This window comes from Streptomyces sp. NPDC056480, assembly GCF_042795405.1.
In the GTDB taxonomy this organism is placed as follows: Bacteria; Actinomycetota; Actinomycetes; order Streptomycetales; family Streptomycetaceae; genus Streptomyces.
Genome location: NZ_JBHTSA010000003.1, coordinates 123,794 through 141,491, shown reverse-complemented (window position 1 = coordinate 141,491; position 17,698 = coordinate 123,794). Strand labels below are relative to the sequence as shown.

Below are 17,698 nucleotides of genomic sequence, written 5' to 3'. Positions count from 1 at the left end.
AATCTGAAACTTTCCTACCGGAGCCGAGGCGCGTCACGGAAGCGTCCGGCGACCCAAAGAATCTGACGATGCATCAGAAAACCTCTTCCCTCCGTCGCGCCGCTGCGGCATCCTGCCGCCCATGAAGACGGAGCTGAGTCGCACCCTGGGGATCGAGCACGCCATCTTCGGCTTCACGCCCTTCCCCGCGGTGGCCGCCGCACTGACCAGAGCAGGCGGGTTCGGCGTCCTCGGCGCGGTCCGCTACACCGCCCCCGACGACCTCGCCCGCGACCTCGACTGGCTGCAGGACCACACCGACGGCCTGCCCTACGGCCTCGACGTCGTGATGCCCGCCAAGAAGGTCGAAGCCCCGGGGAATCGGACACTGACCGAGGCCGAGGTCGAGGCCATGATCCCGGAGGAGCACCGGGCGTTCGTCCGCGCCACGCTCGCCAAGCACGGCGTGCCCGAACTCGCCGAGGGCGAGGCCTCCGGCTGGCGCATCACCGGCTGGATGGAGCAGGTCGCCCGCAGCCAGCTCGACGTGGCCTTCGACTACCCGATCAGACTCCTCGCCAACGCCCTCGGCTCCCCGCCCCCGGACGTCGTCGCCCGCGCCCACGACCACGGCGTCCTCGTCGCCGCCCTCGCCGGCAGCGCCCGGCACGCCCGCCACCACGCCGACGCGGGCATCGACGTCGTCGTCGCCCAGGGCTACGAGGCCGGAGGCCACACCGGCGAGATCGCCTCCATGGTGCTCACCCCCGAGGTCGTCGACGCCGTGTCCCCGCTGCCCGTGCTCGCCGCCGGCGGCATCGGCAGCGGCGAGCAGATCGCCGCCGGACTCGCCCTCGGCGCCCAGGGCGTCTGGCTCGGCTCGATCTGGCTCACCACCACCGAGGCCGAGATGCACTCCCGTGCCCTCACCGCCAAGCTCCTCGCCGCCGGTTCCGGCGACACCGTCCGCTCCCGCGCCCTGACCGGCAAGCCCGCCCGTCAGCTCCGCACCGAGTGGACCGACGCCTGGGACGACCCGGCGGGCCCCGGCACGCTCCCGATGCCGCTCCAGGGTCTGCTGGTCGCCGAGGCCGTCTCCCGTATCCAGCGGTACGAGGTCGAACCGCTGCTCGGCACCCCCGTCGGGCAGATCGTCGGCCGGATGAACTCCGAGCGCAGCGTCCAGCAGGTGGTGGACGAGCTCACCCGCGGCTTCGAGAAGGCCGTCGACCGCATCAACCGCATCGCCGGACGGAGCGAGGCATGAGCCAGTCAGTCGCAGCCACCGGATTCTGGGCCCAGGCCACCGCCGACCCCGGCCGTACGGTCCTGATCGCACCCGACGGCGAGGAGTGGACCGCCGGCCGGCTGCACGCCGAGGCCAACCGGCTGGTCCACGGGCTGCGGGCGGCCGGCCTCGAGCGCGGCGACGCGTTCGCCGTCGTCCTGCCCAACGGGCCGGAGTTCTTCACCGCCCATCTCGCCGCGAGCCAGGCCGGGTTCTACCTCGTCCCGGTCAACCACCACTTCGTCGGCCCCGAGATCGCCTGGATCGTCGCCGACTCCGGGGCCAAGGTCCTCGTCGCCCACGAGCGGTTCGCCGAGACCGTGACCCTCGCCGCCGACGAGGCCGGACTCCCCGCCGCCCACCGGTACGCCGTCGGTACGATCCCCGGCTTCCGCGCGTACGGCGAACTGCTCGAAGGGCAGGACGCGAGCCCGCCCGCCGACCGCACCCTCGGCTGGGTCATGAACTACACCTCCGGCACCACCGGACGCCCCCGGGGCATCCGCCGCCCGCTCCCCGGGAAGCTCCCCGAGGAGACCCATCTCGGCGGCTTCCTCGGCATCTTCGGCATCCGGCCGGCCGACGGGAACGTCCACCTCGTCTGCTCGCCGCTCTACCACACGGCGGTGCTGCAGTTCGCCGCCGCCGCCCTGCACATCGGACACCCGCTGGTCCTGATGGACCGGTGGACGCCCGAGGAGATGCTCCGTCTGATCGACCGGTACGACTGCACCCACACCCACATGGTCCCCACCCAGTTCCACCGCCTGCTCTCCCTGCCCGAGGAGGTACGGAACCGGTACGACGTCTCCTCGATGCGCCACGCCATCCACGGCGCCGCGCCGTGCCCCGAGCACGTCAAGCGGGCGATGATCGACTGGTGGGGCCGGTGCGTCGAGGAGTACTACGCCGCGAGCGAGGGCGGCGGTGCCTTCGCGACCGCCGAGGAGTGGCTGAAGAAGCCCGGGACGGTCGGCCGGGCCTGGCCCATCAGCGAACTCGCCGTCTTCGACGACGACGGGGTCCGGCTGCCGCCGGGTGAACTCGGCACCGTCTACCTGAAGATGAACACCGGCGGCTTCCAGTACCACAAGGACGAGGCGAAGACCGCGAAGAACCGCATCGGCGACTTCTTCACCGTCGGAGACCTCGGCGTCCTCGACGAGGACGGCTACCTCTTCCTGCGCGACCGCAAGATCGACATGATCATCTCCGGCGGGGTCAACATCTACCCGGCCGAGATCGAGGCAGCCCTCCTGGCCCACCCGGCCGTCGCCGACGCCGCCGCCTTCGGCATCCCGCACGCCGACTGGGGCGAGGAGGTCAAGGCGGTCGTCGAGGCGGGCGAGGGGCACGAGCCCGGGGCCGCCCTCGCGGAGGAGATCCTGGCCCACTGCGCCGACCGCCTCGCCGGCTTCAAACGCCCGAAGTCGGTCGACTTCGTCCGGACGATGCCCCGCGACCCCAACGGCAAGCTCTACAAGCGCCGCCTGCGAGACCCGTACTGGGAGGGCCACGAGCGCCCGCTCTGACTACCCCGACGGCTCCCGGCCCGCGGGCGGCGCCCGCTCAGGGGGTGGCGCCCGCGGGCGGAGGGCCGTCCTCGGGTGTCGCCTTCGCGGAGAGCGGTGTCGCGATGTCCTCCAGCGACCGGCCCTCCGCCGCGACGGCGAAGAACAGGGCGACCAGACCCGCGAGGACCATGAGGGCGGCGCCGACGCAGAAGGCGATGACGGCGTCGCGGACGACCCCGCTCTCCGTCAGTTCGGCGAAGAGCAGCGGACCGGAGATCCCGCCGGCGGCCGTTCCGATCGCGTAGAAGAAGGCGATCGCCATCGCCCGTGTCTCCATGGGGAAGATCTCGCTGACGGTCAGATAGGCGGAACTGGCGCCCGCCGAGGCGAAGAAGAGGACCACGCACCAGCAGGCGGTCATGGTCGTCGCGTCGAGGCTGCCGCGGTCGAAGAGCCAGGCCGTGCCGAAGAGCAGCAGCCCCGACAGGATGTACGTTCCCGCGATCATGGTGCGTCGGCCGACGGTGTCGAAGAGCCGGCCGAGGAACAGCGGACCGAGGAAGTTGCCGAAGGCGATCACGGCGAAGTAGTAACCGGTGTTGCCGGTCGGGACGTCGAAGAACTTCACCAGGATCGAGCCGAAGCCGAAGGTGATGGCGTTGTAGAGGAACGCCTGCCCGATGAACAGGGAGAAGCCGAGGACCGCCCGCTTCGGGTACGCGCGGAAGAGCGTACGGGCGATCTCGACGAAGCCGATGGAGCGGCGCTGCTCGATGGTGATCGACCGGTCCGGCTCCGGAAGCCGGGTGTGCTTCTCCTCCTCCACCCGGTGCTCGACCTCGGTCACGAGTTCCTCCGCGCCCTCCGACCGGCCGTGGATGAGCATCCACCGGGGGCTTTCGGGTACGTGCCGCCGGACGAGCAGGATCACGAGTCCGAGCACGACACCGAGCCCGAAGGCCAGCCGCCAGCCCACGTCGATCGCGAAGAGGTCGGTGTCGAGCGCCACCACGGACAGCAGGGCGCCGCCCACGGCGCCCAGCCAGTAGCTGCCGTTGATGACGAGGTCGACCCGGCCCCGGTACTTGCTCGGGATGAGTTCGTCGATGGCGGAGTTGATGGCCGCGTACTCGCCGCCGATGCCGAATCCGGTGAGGAAGCGGAAGAGGAAGAACCACCACACGGAGAACGACAGCGCGGTCATCGCCGTCGCCGCCAGATAGACCGCGAGGGTGATCAGGAACAGCTTCTTGCGGCCGTAGCGGTCGGTGAGCCACCCGAAGAACAGGGCGCCCGAGCAGGCGCCCGCCACGTACAGCGCCGCGGCCGTGCCGGTGACCTGTGCGTCGGTGATGGGCAGTCCGCTGCCCTCCTCCGAGAGCCGGCCGGCCATGCTGCCCACGATGGTCACCTCGAGGCCGTCGAGGATCCACACGGTGCCGAGCCCGACCACGATCATCCAGTGCCACCGCGACCACGGCAGCCGGTCGAGCCGCGCCGGGACCTTCGTCGTGACGGTGCCGATCACCACGTCGTCATGGGCACTCATGACACGGCTCCTTGCCACTGGGAGTCAGGGGGGCGACCGTTCCAGGCTGTCTCACGCGGTACCGCCGTCCGCACCCGGACACGGCCAGCGGCTCGCGAACCCGCCACCTGGCCGTACACCGACCGGGCCCGCGGTCCGCCCGGCCGCCCAATTAGACTGCGTGCGCGAGGAGGTCTCCCACGGTGACCGCCTTCCCCGTTCGGCACGGAACATGAGAGGGACGACACGATGGCGGGCCGCGACCCCTTGGTACTGGACGACCCCGTGGGCGAGTCCCTCAGGGGCCGTCACGCCCATCTCGCCCGCCGCGTCGGCAAGGCCGTCACCTATCTGCCGGAGGTCTCGACCTTCGCCGCCGTGTCCACCGAACCGGATCCGGCGAGGTGGGCCGACCTCACCGAACTCCTCGGCCGGGGCGCGTTCGCCGACATGTTCAGCTGCCCGGTCCTCCCGCCGTCGGACTGGGAGCCCGTCTTCGTCCTGGAGGGCCGCCAGATGATCCGGCCGGGCGACGGCACGACCGGGCGTCCGGGGGACGAGCCGGACGAGGGCGTGGTCGAACTGGGCGCGGACAGCGTGCCCGAGATGCTGGACCTGGTCGAACGCACCCGGCCCGGGCCGTTCTGGTCCCGGACCCCCGAACTCGGCACCTACCTCGGCATCCGCGAGAAGGGCACGCTGGTCGCCATGGCCGGCGAGCGGCTCAGGCCTCCGGGGTGGACCGAGATCAGCGCGGTCTGCACCGCGCCCGAGGCCCGCGGGCAGGGCCACGCCGCCCGCCTGGTCGGCGCGCTCGCGGCCCGCATCGAGGCGCGGGGAGAAGGGGCCTTCCTCCATGTGGCCGAGGCGAACGCCGGGGCACGCGCCCTCTACGAGAAGCTCGGCTTCGTGACGCGCAAGCCCGTGACCTTCCGCGGCTTCCGCACCCCCTAGGGGACACCTCCGGCCTCGGAGCCCCGCGCCCGGGCTTCAGGCCCGGGGCGACAGCAGTTCGTCGCACCCGCCGGTGCGGCCGGCTCCCGTGCCGGCGTGCCCCGCCCCGGCACCTCCCTCACCTGCCGCGGGGAGGGCGTCGTCCCCGACGCCCTCGTCCGTCACCGCACCGAGATCGTGATCGACGCCCCGCTGCGCACCATCTGGAGATCACCTCGACGGTGCGGCAGATCGAGCTCCACGCGTGCATCCGCTGGACCGGCCCCGCGATCGGCGACGGGCTGCGCGTCGACGGCGTCCAGGTGTGGACCTTCACCGAGGTCCGCTGGGGCGTGCGGGTCGCCACCGAGGAGACGCATGCCGGGCCCCAGGTCGAAGCGGACGTCCCCACCGAGGAGACGCATACGGGCCCCAGGTCGAAGCGGACGTCCCCCCGCGAGCGCGCCTCTCCGCGAGGGCCTCGAAGCGTGGCTGCGCGACCTGAAGTCCGCCGCCGAGGCCGCGTGAGCCGAAGGCCCGTGCCGAAGTCGCTCGGCCCGGGGTCCGCCGGCGTGGCTACGCTCCCGGCACGGCCCGGGAGCGTGTGAGCGCCGGGACCAGCTGCGCCTCCTCGTACGTGAAGTGCTCCTCCAGCCGGGTGGCCAGCCGGTCCACCTCGGCGCGGAGGGTCGCGGGTGCGGCCCCCGAGGTGAGGAGCGCCTCCAGCTCCTCCACCGTGCGGGCGACCACCTTGTGCTCCTCGCGCATCCGGTCCAGCGAGTCGGACAGCTCCGGGAACTCGCGCTCCAGGAGGTCGAAGGCGCTGTCCTCGTTGTGGTGGTGGGCGTGCAGGGCGCCGCAGAAGGTCAGGCAGTGGCGGGCGAGCCGGCCGCCGAGCGTCGGGGTGCCCCGTACCGCCGTGCCCGACGCGTCCGCCGTGCCCACCGTGCCCACCGCGTCGGCCGTTCCCGTCGCGTCCGCCGCGTCCGCCGCGTCCGCCGATCCCGCAGGACCGGCCGCCTCCGCCGCCGCGGACCCCAGCCCCTCGCGTAACGCCGTCAGCTCGGCGCGGAGTTCGGCGTGGACCTTGACCAGGTGGTCGGCGATCGCCCGGTGCCGCGCCGGGTCCCCGAGGTCCACCCGGTGCAGGGCGACGACCGGGATGATCCGGTCCGTGGCCGCCTGATAGGCGGCGAACCCCGGGTCGCGCTCCGCCTGTTCCGCGTACAGCCGGTCCCGCTCCTCGCCCTCCGTCACGACCGCCGTCGCGCCGAAGCGCTCGACGGTCCCCTCCGGGGTGCCCAGCTCGACGATCACGTACGGGTCGGCGCTGAGGTTGTGGAACCAGGCGGGGTGCTTCGGTCCGCCGGCGTTCGACGCGAAGACGAGCAGCCGTGCCCCGTCGCGCACGTACACGGCGGGGTTGGTGTGGGCCCGCCCGCTGCGGGCGCCCGTCGTGGTGAGCAGGACGAGGGCCGCGCCCTCGAACATCCCGCCCACCCGGCCGCCGTTGGCGCGGAACTCCTCGATGACCTGTCGGTTGAAATCGGGCATGGCTGTGCCTTCCGGTAGCATCGATCCCGACGGATCTATTTGCTTTGAAAGCAAAGCTAAAAGGGAGGGTGCACCGTGTCAACCGCACACGAGGGGGACGAGGCCGCCGCCGGGCCGGAACTCGACGAGGCCGTGCGCACGTTGCTGCTGCTCATGCCTCGGATGGTCTCGCGCGCGAAGCGCATCAGGATTCCCGACGAACTGCAGACGCTCACGCTCGCGCCCCGCCATCTCTCCCTGCTCGCCTATCTCCTGTTCGACGGGTCGCTCAGCGTCAACGAGCTCGCCGCCCGCCTGGAGATCGCCCCGACGACCGTGAGCCTCATGGTGGGGGACCTGGCGAAGAAGGGCGTGCTGGAACGGGTCGAGGACCCCGCCGACCGCAGGCGCAAGATCGTCTCCATCGCGCCGGCGCACGCCGCCGCCATCGACGGCTGGCTCGGCCGCAGCGCGGACGCCTGGCGCTCCGCCCTCGCCCCGCTCGACGCGGCGCAGCGACGGATGTTCCTCGAGACCCTCACCGCGTACGAACGCGGCCTCAGCGACCCCCTGGATTGACCGAACCGGGCGAAAGCCCCCTTTGTGGCAGGATGCGGATCATGAGTTCGAGCACGGCGTCATTGACACGGCAGTGGACCACCTGGGGGCCGGTGGTGGCGGCGCTTGCGCTTGTCGCGGCCTGGGGGCGCGACCTGCCGGGCTTCGCCGTCGGATTCATCGCGCTCTGCCTGATCGCGGCCGTCCTCGCCGCGGTCCACCACGCCGAGGTCATCGCCCACCGGGTGGGTGAGCCGTACGGGTCGCTCGTCCTCGCTGTGGCCGTCACCGTCATCGAGGTCGGACTCATCGTCTCGCTGATGGTGGGAGGCGGTGAGAAGACCTCGACCTACGCGCGTGACACCGTCTTCGCCGCCGTCATGATCACCTGCAACGGCATCGTCGGTCTCTCCCTCCTCGTCGGCGCCCTCCGCAACCGGGTCGCCGTCTTCAACGCCGAGGGCTCCGGCGGCGCGCTCGCCACCGTCTGCACCCTGGCCACGATGACGCTGGTCCTGCCGACCTTCACCACCAGCCATCCGGGCCCCGAGTTCTCCGGCGTCCAGCTCGCCTTCGCCGCCGTCGCCTCCATCTGCCTGTACGGCGTGTTCGTCGGTGTCCAGACCGTCCGGCACCGGGACTATTTCCTTCCCGTACCCCGCCCCGGCCAGGAGTCGGAGGACGAGCACGCGGACCCGCCGACCCGGCGCGACGCCTGGACCAGCCTCGGACTCCTCGTGGTCGCCCTCGTCGCCGTCGTCGGCAACGCCAAGCTGATCTCCCCGACCATCGAGGACGGCGTCCAGTCGGCGGGCCTGCCCAAGGCGGTCGTCGGCGTCGTCATCGCCCTGATGGTGCTGCTGCCCGAGACCCTCGCCGCCGTCCGCGCGGCCCGCAGGGACCGCGTCCAGACCAGCCTCAACCTCGCGTACGGCTCCGCGATCGCCAGCATCGGCCTGACGATTCCGGCGATCGCGCTCGCCTCGATCTGGCTGTCCGGGCCCCTCGTGCTCGGCCTGGGCCCGCTCCACATGGTCCTGCTCGTCCTCACCGGTGTGGTGAGCGCCCTGACCGTGGTGCCCGGACGGGCCACGCTCCTCCAGGGCGGCGTCCACCTCGCGATCTTCGCCGCCTTCGTGTTCCTGTCGTTCAGCCCCTGACGGGCCCCGCGCCGGGCCGGGCGGAACCGTTCAGCCCCTGAGGGCCCCGCGCCGGGCCGGGCGGAACCGTTCAGCCCCTGAGGGCCCCGCGCCGGGCCGGGCGGAACCGTTCAGCCCCTGACGACCACCACCCGCAGGGCGGGCGAGCGCAGGATGTCCCTCTCGCAGAACCGGGAGGTCACCCAGCGCTCGCCCGCGTACAGCCGGGTCTGGTCGCTGTAGTGCGGCGACATCGGGTTCGAGGACTGGGAGTACGAGAGCAGGGTGCGGGCCACCGGACACCGGCCGCCGTCCCAGCCCACCGCCTGCACGTGGCTGGTCCCGTGCGCGACCTCCGTGTAGCCGCCGCCCGCCGGGTTCCACACGGGCTCCGTCTTGTTCCAGACGCCCAGCGACTCGGTGCCGCCGCTCACCGGGATCCTTTCCCCGTTCCGTACGACGAACTGGTGCGCGCCGAGCGGTGCGTCCAGCGGGATCCCCGCCGCCCGCAGCTCCGCCACCGCGTCCGCCAGGGCCTTCGTGAAGCCCGGCGCCGCCGCGTTCAGGGTGTTCGGGGTGCGGACCGGGTCCGCCGCCGAGAACGGCACCGTCCACTGCTGGGCCGACGGCACCGCCGCCGTGAACCTCCGCCAGAAACGGTCGAAGAGCAGCGCGCCCCGGCTGTCCGCGTTCACCGTCCGGTCCCAGGCACCGATCACCCGGCAGGCCTCCGGATCGTCCGGCAGCGCCGTCCCGCAGGCCCGTGCGGCGTCGGCAGCCGCCAGATCACCGGCCGGAGCCCGGTTGGCGAACTGCTGCCTCTGCAGGTCGGCCACCGTCAGACCGCCGCGCGCCGCCATCGCCGCCACGTCCTCGACACCGCCGCGGGTGCGCAGCGAGCGCTGCGTGGCGGTCGTGCCGAAGATCCGTTCGTAGCCGGTCAGCGGCCGGTCGGCGTTGGTCAGCCAGGCGCTGTCGTTGGAGTTCTCCACGTACGGGGTGTCCCGCAGCACCGGCATCCTCGCCGGCCCGAAGACGCCCGGCTGCACCGCGTCCGGGTCGGAGCCGAGCGCGCAGTCCGACCGCGAGCCGTCGAGCACCGCCACCCCCGACGCGGGGTAGGTGGCCCGGCCGAGCGGGGTGGAGCAGCGGGCGGCGAGCTCGTCGGTGATCCGGGGGAGCACCTGCGACTGGCTGAAGTAGGAGTGGCCCGCCGAGTCCGCCGCGATCGTGTTGACCCAGGGCAGCCCCTGGGTGCGGCGCAGTGCCTCGGCGATGTCCCGGGTGGAGCGCGCCCTGGCGAAGCCGAGCGCGGTGTCGGAGCCGCGCAGATTGCTCGCGTTGGGGTCGTTGAGCGCGTACGCCGTGCCCGCCGTCCACGGCAGCGGCAGCTGTGCGCCGAGCCCGCCGACGACGGGGCCGTACCGGGTCCACCACTGGGTACGGGTGACCGGGGTGCCGCCCTTGACCGGGACGGTCACCTGACGTGCGGTCATCCGCTCGGGCCGGCCGTCCACCAGGTACGCGGTCGGGTCGCCCGGGGCGAGCGTCAGCTGGTGCAGGTTGAGCGGGACACCGGTGGCGACGGTGTGGCTCCAGGCCACCTTGTCGTTGAAGCCGATGTTCACGACGGTCGTGCCGAGGAGCGAGGCGCCCGAGACGTTCAGCTTCCCGGGGATGGTCTGCTGCGACTGCCAGAAGCGGCGGCCGCCCTGCCAGGGGTAGTGCGGGTTGCCCAGGAGGAGGCCGCGCCCGTTCGCCGTGGCGGCTCCGGAGAAGGCGACGGCGTTGGAGCCCATCGTGGCGTTCTCGACGGCGAAGAGTTCCCGCGCGGCCTCGGCGGCCCGCGCGGGGTCGGGGAGCTGCTCGGACGCGTCGGCCCGCGCGGCGGACACCTGCCCGTCCGCGCCGGGTTGCGGGCCGGCGGGAGCGGCCGGCGGCCGGGCGGCGGTGATGCCGTCGACGGCACGGCCCTGGCCGCCGAGCACCGAGACGGCGAATCCGCGCCGGGCCACGTCGAGTGCGGTCACCGGGCGGACCCAGTCGGCCTTCGCGCAGGCCGGATCGGTGACGCGGTTCTTCCGCAGCCAGGCGTTGTATCCGGCCGCCCAGCCGCGCATGAGGTCCTTGAGGTCGCGGCTCGGACCGGCCGGCGCCGGAGTGCCGACCAGCGCCTCGACGGTCCCGGCGTCCCGCACCCCCCGGAAGTACAGGTCGCTGGAGAGGTTCGTGGCGGCGGACGACAGCGAGCCGTCCGGGGCGGCGTCCGGGCCGAAGTGCCGGGAGCGCTCCCCGTTCACCGTCAGGAAGCCGTCCGCGAGCGTGCATATCTGGTCGGCGGCCTGGGCCCAGCCCGTCCCGAAGCCGAGGCTCGCGTAGTCCTCGGCCACGATGTGCGGGATGCCGTACTCGGTGTACCGGATGACCGCCGACAGGCCCCGGTCGGACGGATGGTGGTCCCGGCCCCCGGGGTCGGCGGCCGCCGCGCCGGGCAGCGCGGCGGTGACGACGGCGAGGGCGGACGCGGTGAGCGCCAGGTGCCTCAGACGGGTACGGAGGTGCAAGATGCCTCCCAACGGGCGGATGAGCACTACGGGTTGGACCATGCACGCAGTCACGGGCCCCGGTGTCAACATCCCGTTCGGTATCCGAGGTCCGGGCCCGTCCGGCGCGCCCGCACGGTACTTGACCTTCCGCCCGGTACGCGCGGAGGATCACCGCATGGATCGACTCCTCAGCCGCGCCGTCGACGGTGTCCTGCGCATGAGCGCCCAGCGCGTCCCCGACCGGATCGCCCTCCGCTACGCCGACCGGACCTGGACGTACGCCGAGCTGGACGCGGCCGTCTCCACCGCGGCGGCCGTCCTGCGGGAACCGCACCACGGCCTCGCCCTGCCCGAGACCGCCCGGGTGGCGACCTACGGCCACAACTCGGACGTCTACCTCATCGCGTTCCTCGCCTGCTCCCGTGCGGGCCTGATCCATGTGCCGGTCAACCACCATCTGACCGGTGAGGACCTCACGTACCTCCTCGAACAGTCCGAGGCCTCCCTGGTCCTCGCCGACCCCGCCCTCGCGGAGCGCGTACCGGACGGCTTCGCGGTCAAGGCGCTGCGGGACGCGCCCGGTTCGCTCCTCGACGCGCTCGCCGAGCCGGAGACGTACGACAGCGACCGCGACGCCCGGGATGTCGTCCAGCTGCTCTACACCTCGGGCACCACCGCGCTGCCCAAGGGGGCGACGATGACCCACCGGGCGCTCGTCCACGAGTACGCGAGCGCGATCGAGGCGCTCGACCTGCACGAGGACGACCGGCCGGTGCACGCGCTGCCGCTCTACCACTCGGCCCAGACGCACGTCTTCCTGCTGCCCTATCTCGCCGTCGGCGCCGAGAACACGATCGTCGACGGACCCGATCCGGCCGTCCTCTTCGACCTGATCGAGGCGGGCCGCGCCGACAGCCTCTTCGCCCCTCCGACCGTGTGGATCGGCCTCGCCAACCACCCCGAGTTCGCGAGCCGCGACCTGTCGGCCCTGCGCAAGGCCTACTACGGGGCCTCGATCATGCCCGTACCGGTCCTCGAAGGACTGCGCGGACGGCTCCCCGGACTCCGCTTCTACAACTGCTTCGGTCAGTCCGAGATCGGTCCCCTCGCCACCGTCCTCGGCCCCGACGAGCACGAGGGCCGGATGGACTCCTGCGGCCGGCCCGTGCGCCATGTCGAGGCGCGGGTCGTCGACGAGGACGGCAAGGACGTGCCCGACGGCACCCCGGGCGAGATCGTCTATCGCTCGCCGCAGCTGTGCGACGGGTACTGGCGCAAGCCCGAGGAGACCGAGGCGGCCTTCCGGGGCGGCTGGTTCCGCTCGGGCGACCTCGCCGTCCGCGACGCCGAGGGCTATCTCACGATCGTCGACCGGGTGAAGGACGTCATCAACTCCGGCGGCGTGCTGGTCGCCTCACGCCAGGTGGAGGACGCCCTGTACACCCACCCGGGGGTCGCCGAGGTGGCCGTGATCGGCCTCCCCGACGAACGCTGGATCGAAGCGGTCACGGCGGTGGTCGTCCCGCGCGGCGAGGTCACCGAGACGGAACTCCTCACCCACGCGCGGGAGAACCTGTCGCACTTCAAGGCCCCGAAGGGCATCCGCTTCCTCCCGGAACTGCCCCGCAACGCGAGCGGCAAGATCCTCAAGCGGGAGCTGCGCGAGCGGTACACGGACGGTGAAGGAGGGACCGGAACGGCCGGCTAGGACGTCTTCCGCAGGTCCACGATCCGCTTGATCTTGCCCACCGAGCGCTCCAGGGTCTCCGGGTCGACCACCTCCACGTCCACCGAGACCCCGATCCCGTCCTTGACCGCCGCCGCGATCGCCCGGGCCGCCTCCGCGCGCTGCTCGCCCGTCGCGCCCGCGCGGGCCTCGGCCCGTACGGTCAGGGCGTCGAGCCGGCCCTCGCGGGTCAGCCGGAGCTGGAAGTGCGGGGCCACGGCCGGGGTGCGGAGGACGATCTCCTCGATCTGGGTGGGGAAGAGGTTCACCCCGCGCAGGATGATCATGTCGTCGCTGCGCCCCGTGACCTTCTCCATCCGCCGGAACACCCGCGCGGTCCCCGGCAGCAGACGGGTCAGATCGCGCGTCCGGTAGCGGACGATCGGCATGGCCTCCTTGGTGAGCGAGGTGAAGACGAGCTCCCCCTCCTCGCCGTCCGGCAGCACCTCGCCCGTGAACGGGTCCACGATCTCCGGGTAGAAGTGGTCCTCCCAGATGTGCAGGCCGTCCTTCGTCTCCACGCACTCCTGGGCCACGCCGGGGCCGATCACCTCCGACAGGCCGTATATGTCGACGGCGTCGATCGCGAAGGCCTCCTCGATCTCCTTCCGCATCGCCTCCGTCCACGGCTCGGCGCCGAACACGCCCACCTTCAGCGAGGTCGAGCGCGGGTCCACACCCTGCCGCTCGAACTCGTCGAGCAGCGTCAGCATGTACGAGGGGGTGACCATGATGATCTCGGGCCGGAAGTCCTGGATGAGCTGCACCTGCCGGGCCGTCATGCCGCCCGAGGCGGGGATCACCGTGCACCCGAGCCGCTCGGCACCGTAGTGCGCGCCGAGTCCGCCCGTGAACAGGCCGTATCCGTAGGCCACATGCACCTTGTGCCCGGGGCGGGCGCCGGCGGCGCGCAGGGAGCGGGCGACGACGTCCGCCCACATGTCGAGGTCGCCGTCCGTGTAGCCGACGACGGTCGGCCGGCCGGTGGTGCCGCTGGAGGCGTGGACGCGCCGGATCCGGGACTGGTCGACGGCGAACATGCCGAAGGGGTAGTGGTCGCGGAGGTCCGTCTTGGCGGTGAAGGGGAAGCGGGCCAGGTCCGAGAGCGTACGGCAGTCGTCCGGGGTCACCCCGGCCGCGTCGAAGGAGCGCCGGTAGAAGTCCACGTTCTCGTACGCGTGGCGCAGGCTCGCGCGCAGCCGCTCCAGCTGGAGGGCCGCAAGCTCCTCGCGTCCGAGCCGTTCGCCGCTGTCCAGCAGTTCCGTCATCGCGCCACTCCTCCACGGTCGTAAAACGGACGACCGATCATTCGGTCGATCCGTTCCCGTCAGTAAAACCGGAGGCACCGGGGGGTTGGCAAGGGGTCGGAGCAAGGTTCCCGGGTTGTGCCTCAATCCCATCTCGAGGTGTTTCGGGCGGATCGGGCCGGGTGGGCGCTCCCTGTGGGGAAGGGGACCCCTCCGGTAATCCCGTTGCCGGGCGTCGGGCCGGGTGCTGGAGTGGCCCGCATGGAACCCCAGCACCTCCGTGACCTGTACGACCGTCAGCTCCGCCGCGACGCCAGCCCCGACGGGCCCGGCTGCCGGGTCGAGCGCGTCGGCGACGTCGTCCGCCAGACCGGACCCGCGCACGCCTGGAACGGCGTCCTCTGGTCCGGTCTCGACGCCGGGAACGCCGACCGGGCCATCGCCGGCCAGATCGAGCACTACCGCGCCGAAGGCCTGTCGTTCGAGTGGAAGCTGTACGCCCACGACGCCCCCGCTGACCTCGGCGCACGGCTCCTCGCCGCGGGCTTCACCGCCGAGGACCCCGAGACCCTGATGGCCGCCGAGGCCGCCGCGCTGCCCCACGGCGTACCGCTCCCCGCCGGCGTCGAACTCCGGGCCGTCACCGACGAGTCGGGGGTGCGCCAGGTGGCCGAGGTCCACGAACGCGCCTTCGGCACCGACAGCAGCCACCTCGAACGCCAGCTCCTGGACCGGCTCGCGGCCGACCCCGACACCGTCACCGCCGTCCTCGCCCTCGCCGACGGCGAACCGGTCAGCGCCGCCCGCCTCGAACTCTGCCCCGGCACCGACTTCGCCGGCCTCTGGGGCGGCGGCACCGTCGAGGCCTGGCGAGGCCGCGGCCTCTACCGCGCACTCGTCGCCCACCGCGCGCGCATCGCGGCCGAACGCGGCCACCGCTACGTCCAGGTCGACGCGGCCGACACGAGCCGCCCGATCCTCCAGCGCCTGGGATTCCTCACGCTTTCCACCACGACCCCTCACACCTACGGCGGCTAGACCGACCCCCTCCCGGGGCCTTCCCGTCGTCTCCCACGACGCACACTCCGTGGAGACGGTGCTGCCGCTCGTCGCGGGCGCGGCCCCGGCCGCAGGGGCCTCGTCATCGTCCGGGGCATCTCCCCGGAGGGCGCGCCCACCCGCCTGCCGCTCGACGTGACGGTCTGGCGCAACGCGCCCCCCCCGCGTCGTAGCTCAGGACGCCCAGTGCGCGGGGCGCTCGAAACCCTCCGGAAGGCGGGTCCCGGCGTTCCCGCGCGCCGCGTTCAGCTGGGGCTGCGTCAGGAAGAGGGCGCCGGTCAGGTCCGCACCCGACAGATCGGCGCCCCGCAGGTCCGCGCCGATCAGATCCGTGAGCGACAGATCGGCGTCCGTCAGATCGGCGGCGATCAGCAGCGCCCCGCGCAGGTCGGTGCCGCGCAGCTTCGCCCCGCGCAGCCGCTTGCCGATCAGGTCCGCCCCGCGCCGGCTCTTCGGCTTCCCGCAGGCCGTGGCGCGGACGAGCTCGCTCGTCCGCAGGAGCAGCCTGTTCACCTCGGCCCGCACCTTCGGCACCCGCAGCTGCTCCAGGTCGTCCGCCGAGCCCCCGGTGAGGTCCTCGACCCGGGCGAGTGCCGTCCGCAGCTCGGCGTGGAGGGGACGTGCCGCCGGGCGGGCCAGCGCCTCCGTGAGATAGCGCAGCAGCTCGTGGAGCTGGCGCATCACGTAGAACACGTCGTACATCCGGCTCGCGGTCTCCGGCGCCTCGCGCCAGGACACACCGCCGAAGGTCACCTGGGAGACCTGCTGGCCGGCGCCGAAACAGTCGTACACCGTGCAGCCCTGGAAGCCGCTCGGCCGCAGCCGCGTGTGGATGCCGCAGCGGAAGTCCCCCTGGAGGTTCCGGCAGGGCTCGCCCGGCGCCTTGTTCACGGCGAAGTCGGCCGACTTCGCGAAGGGCAGCGCCACACAGCACAGGCCGAAGCAGTTGGCACAGTCGCCGCGCAGGGCGGATTCCCCGGTATCGGGCACGTTGGGACGGTTCCTTCGCTGGTCGGGGGCGGTCCACCCACCGTATCGCGCTCCCGGCAAACCCGTTGCGAAGATCGTTCGTGGTCCGTGAGGATCGGTGCCATGCCACAGTTCACCTCGTACGACGGAACCGAACTCGCCTACCGGACCGTGGGGGAGGGCGACCCCCTGGTGTGCCTCGCGGGCGGGCCGATGCGCGACGCCGCCTACCTCGGTGACCTGGGTGGACTCGCCGCCCACCGCGCCCTCGTCCTGCTCGACGCCCGGGGGACCGGGGCGAGCGCCGAGCCCGCCGACCCCGGCACGTACCGCTGCGACCGGCAGGTCGGCGACGTCGAGGCGCTCCGCGTCCACCTCGGCCTGGAGAAGATCGACCTGCTCGGCCATTCGGCGGGCGGAAACCTGGCCACCCTGTACGCCGCCGCACACCCCGAGCGGATCCGCTCCCTCGTGCTCGTCACCAGCCTGGGCCGCGCGCTCGGCGTCGGCACCACCGACGAGGAGTGGGACGAGGCCGTCGAGATCTTCGCCGACCGGCCCTGGTACGCCCAGGCCAGGGCCGCACTCGACGCGATCGGGCCGGACACCCCGGAGTCCCGCGTCCGTGAGATCGTCGCCCCCTTCGCGTACGGCCGCTGGGACGCGGCCGCCCAGGACCACGCGGCCCGTGAGGCGGAGCAGTCGAACCGGGAGGCGGCCCCCGCGTACCACGGCGAGGGCGCGTACACCCCGGAGGCGACCCGCCGCGCGCTCACCGCGCTCACGGCGCCGGTCCTCCTGCTCGCGGGGGAGTGCGATCCCGGCCCCACCCCGGCCAAGGCCGCCGAGGCCGCCGCCCTCTTCCCGAACGCCGAGCTCGTCGTCCTGCCGGGCGCCGGACACTTCCCGTGGGTGGACGACGCCGATGCGTTCGTCCGCCCCGTCGCCGCCTTCCTCGACCCGGAGGTCGGCACGGTCACGGTGGACGGCGTCCGCCTCGCCCACCGGGTCCGGGGCCCCGAGGACGCCCCGGCCGTCGTCCTGGTCCACGGACGCGGCGAGAACAGCACCACCTGGGCGCGGATCGCGGCCGAGCTCGCCGCCGACCACCGGGTGTACGCGGTCGACCTGCGCGGCCACGGCCTCAGCGACCGGCCCGGCACCTACGGCTTCGACGTCTTCCGCGACGAACTCGGCGGCTTCCTCAAGGCACTCGGCCTGACCGGCGCCACCGTCGTCGCCCACTCGATGGGCGGCGGAGCCGCGTATCTCCTGGCCGCCCGGGAACCCGACCTGATCGGGCGGCTCGTCCTGGAGGACGTCCCCGTGTTCTTCCCGCTCGACCCGCCGCGCCCCCGGGCCGAACGCCCCGAGGGACCGCTCGGCTTCGACTGGGAGATCGTCCCGTCCACCGATGCCCAGCTGAACGAGCCCGACCCGGCCTGGCGCGAGGAACTCCCCGCGATCACGGCCCCCACGCTCGTCGTGGCGGGCGGCCCGACCAGCCACGTCCGCCAGGACCAGCTGGCCTGGCTGGCCGACCGCATCCCCGGCGCCCGGTTCGTCACGATCGGCGCGGGACACCTCGTCCACACGGACGCGCCGGACACATTCCTGTGCGCACTGCGGGAGTTCGGCCTCTAGGGAGCGGGCTCCCCGTCGACGCGCCGCGTTCCCGC

General features: G+C 72.8%; 13 protein-coding genes and 1 pseudogene. 9 read left to right on the top strand and 5 right to left on the bottom strand.

The features are described 5' to 3' along the window. Positions 1-121 precede the first annotated feature (121 nt). Complete coding sequence (locus tag ACFQ79_RS03020; protein WP_383579059.1) at positions 122-1,246, top strand: NAD(P)H-dependent flavin oxidoreductase; 1,125 nt, start codon at positions 122-124, stop codon at positions 1,244-1,246. After that, complete coding sequence (locus ACFQ79_RS03015) at positions 1,243-2,799, top strand: acyl-CoA synthetase (RefSeq protein WP_383579058.1); 1,557 nt, start codon at positions 1,243-1,245, stop codon at positions 2,797-2,799. The genes ACFQ79_RS03020 and ACFQ79_RS03015 overlap by 4 nt, the downstream gene beginning before the upstream one ends. A 37-nt stretch (positions 2,800-2,836) precedes the next feature. On the opposite strand, the gene ACFQ79_RS03010 is transcribed toward ACFQ79_RS03015, so the two are convergent. Continuing rightward, positions 2,837-4,330, bottom strand: a complete 1,494-nt coding sequence (locus ACFQ79_RS03010; protein ID WP_383579057.1) for an MFS transporter — start codon at positions 4,328-4,330, stop codon at positions 2,837-2,839. A 228-nt stretch (positions 4,331-4,558) separates the two neighbouring features. Here ACFQ79_RS03010 and ACFQ79_RS03005 point away from each other — a divergent pair, with 228 nt between their 5' ends. Continuing rightward, complete coding sequence (locus ACFQ79_RS03005) at positions 4,559-5,263, top strand: GNAT family N-acetyltransferase (protein ID WP_383579056.1); 705 nt, start codon at positions 4,559-4,561, stop codon at positions 5,261-5,263. Between the two features lie 63 nt (positions 5,264-5,326). Next, positions 5,327-5,770, top strand: a pseudogene (locus tag ACFQ79_RS03000) (hypothetical protein); the annotation flags it as partial. A 48-nt stretch (positions 5,771-5,818) separates the two neighbouring features. On the opposite strand, the gene ACFQ79_RS02995 reads toward ACFQ79_RS03000, so the two are convergent. After that, positions 5,819-6,796, bottom strand: coding sequence for a nitroreductase/quinone reductase family protein (locus tag ACFQ79_RS02995; protein WP_383579055.1), 978 nt, complete (start codon positions 6,794-6,796; stop codon positions 5,819-5,821). A 153-nt stretch (positions 6,797-6,949) separates the two neighbouring features. On the opposite strand from ACFQ79_RS02995, the gene ACFQ79_RS02990 reads away from it, so the two are divergent. Beyond that, entirely contained in the window at positions 6,950-7,354 is a 405-nt protein-coding gene (locus tag ACFQ79_RS02990) for a MarR family winged helix-turn-helix transcriptional regulator (RefSeq protein WP_383579106.1), read from the top strand. Between the two features lie 41 nt (positions 7,355-7,395). After that, complete coding sequence (locus tag ACFQ79_RS02985; RefSeq protein WP_383579054.1) at positions 7,396-8,493, top strand: calcium:proton antiporter; 1,098 nt, start codon at positions 7,396-7,398, stop codon at positions 8,491-8,493. A gap of 110 nt (positions 8,494-8,603) precedes the next feature. On the opposite strand, the gene ACFQ79_RS02980 is transcribed toward ACFQ79_RS02985, so the two are convergent. Next, on the bottom strand, positions 8,604-11,078 hold the full coding sequence (locus ACFQ79_RS02980; RefSeq protein WP_383579053.1) for a penicillin acylase family protein: 2,475 nt from the start codon (positions 11,076-11,078) through the stop codon (positions 8,604-8,606). A gap of 115 nt (positions 11,079-11,193) precedes the next feature. Here ACFQ79_RS02980 and ACFQ79_RS02975 point away from each other — a divergent pair, with 115 nt between their 5' ends. Beyond that, on the top strand, positions 11,194-12,726 hold the full coding sequence (locus ACFQ79_RS02975; RefSeq protein WP_383579052.1) for a fatty acyl-CoA synthetase: 1,533 nt from the start codon (positions 11,194-11,196) through the stop codon (positions 12,724-12,726). Here ACFQ79_RS02975 and paaK read toward each other — a convergent pair. Continuing rightward, positions 12,723-14,012 carry a phenylacetate--CoA ligase PaaK gene (paaK, locus tag ACFQ79_RS02970; protein WP_383579051.1) on the bottom strand — a complete coding sequence of 430 codons (1,290 nt, stop codon included), beginning with the start codon at positions 14,010-14,012 and terminating at the stop codon, positions 12,723-12,725. The two genes, ACFQ79_RS02975 and paaK, sit on opposite strands and share 4 nt — an antisense overlap. 240 nt (positions 14,013-14,252) lie before the next feature. On the opposite strand from paaK, the gene ACFQ79_RS02965 reads away from it, so the two are divergent. After that, positions 14,253-15,029, top strand: coding sequence for a GNAT family N-acetyltransferase (locus ACFQ79_RS02965; protein WP_383579050.1), 777 nt, complete (start codon positions 14,253-14,255; stop codon positions 15,027-15,029). 195 nt (positions 15,030-15,224) lie between these two features. Here the strand turns inward: ACFQ79_RS02965 and ACFQ79_RS02960 are convergent, their stop codons facing one another. Next, the gene (locus ACFQ79_RS02960) at positions 15,225-16,040 is read right to left on the bottom strand and encodes a pentapeptide repeat-containing protein (protein ID WP_383579049.1); all 816 of its coding nucleotides are present in this window, start codon (positions 16,038-16,040) and stop codon (positions 15,225-15,227) included. Between the two features lie 102 nt (positions 16,041-16,142). Here ACFQ79_RS02960 and ACFQ79_RS02955 point away from each other — a divergent pair, with 102 nt between their 5' ends. Then, on the top strand, positions 16,143-17,663 hold the full coding sequence (locus ACFQ79_RS02955; protein WP_383579048.1) for an alpha/beta fold hydrolase: 1,521 nt from the start codon (positions 16,143-16,145) through the stop codon (positions 17,661-17,663). The last annotated feature ends 35 nt before the right edge of the window (positions 17,664-17,698 follow it).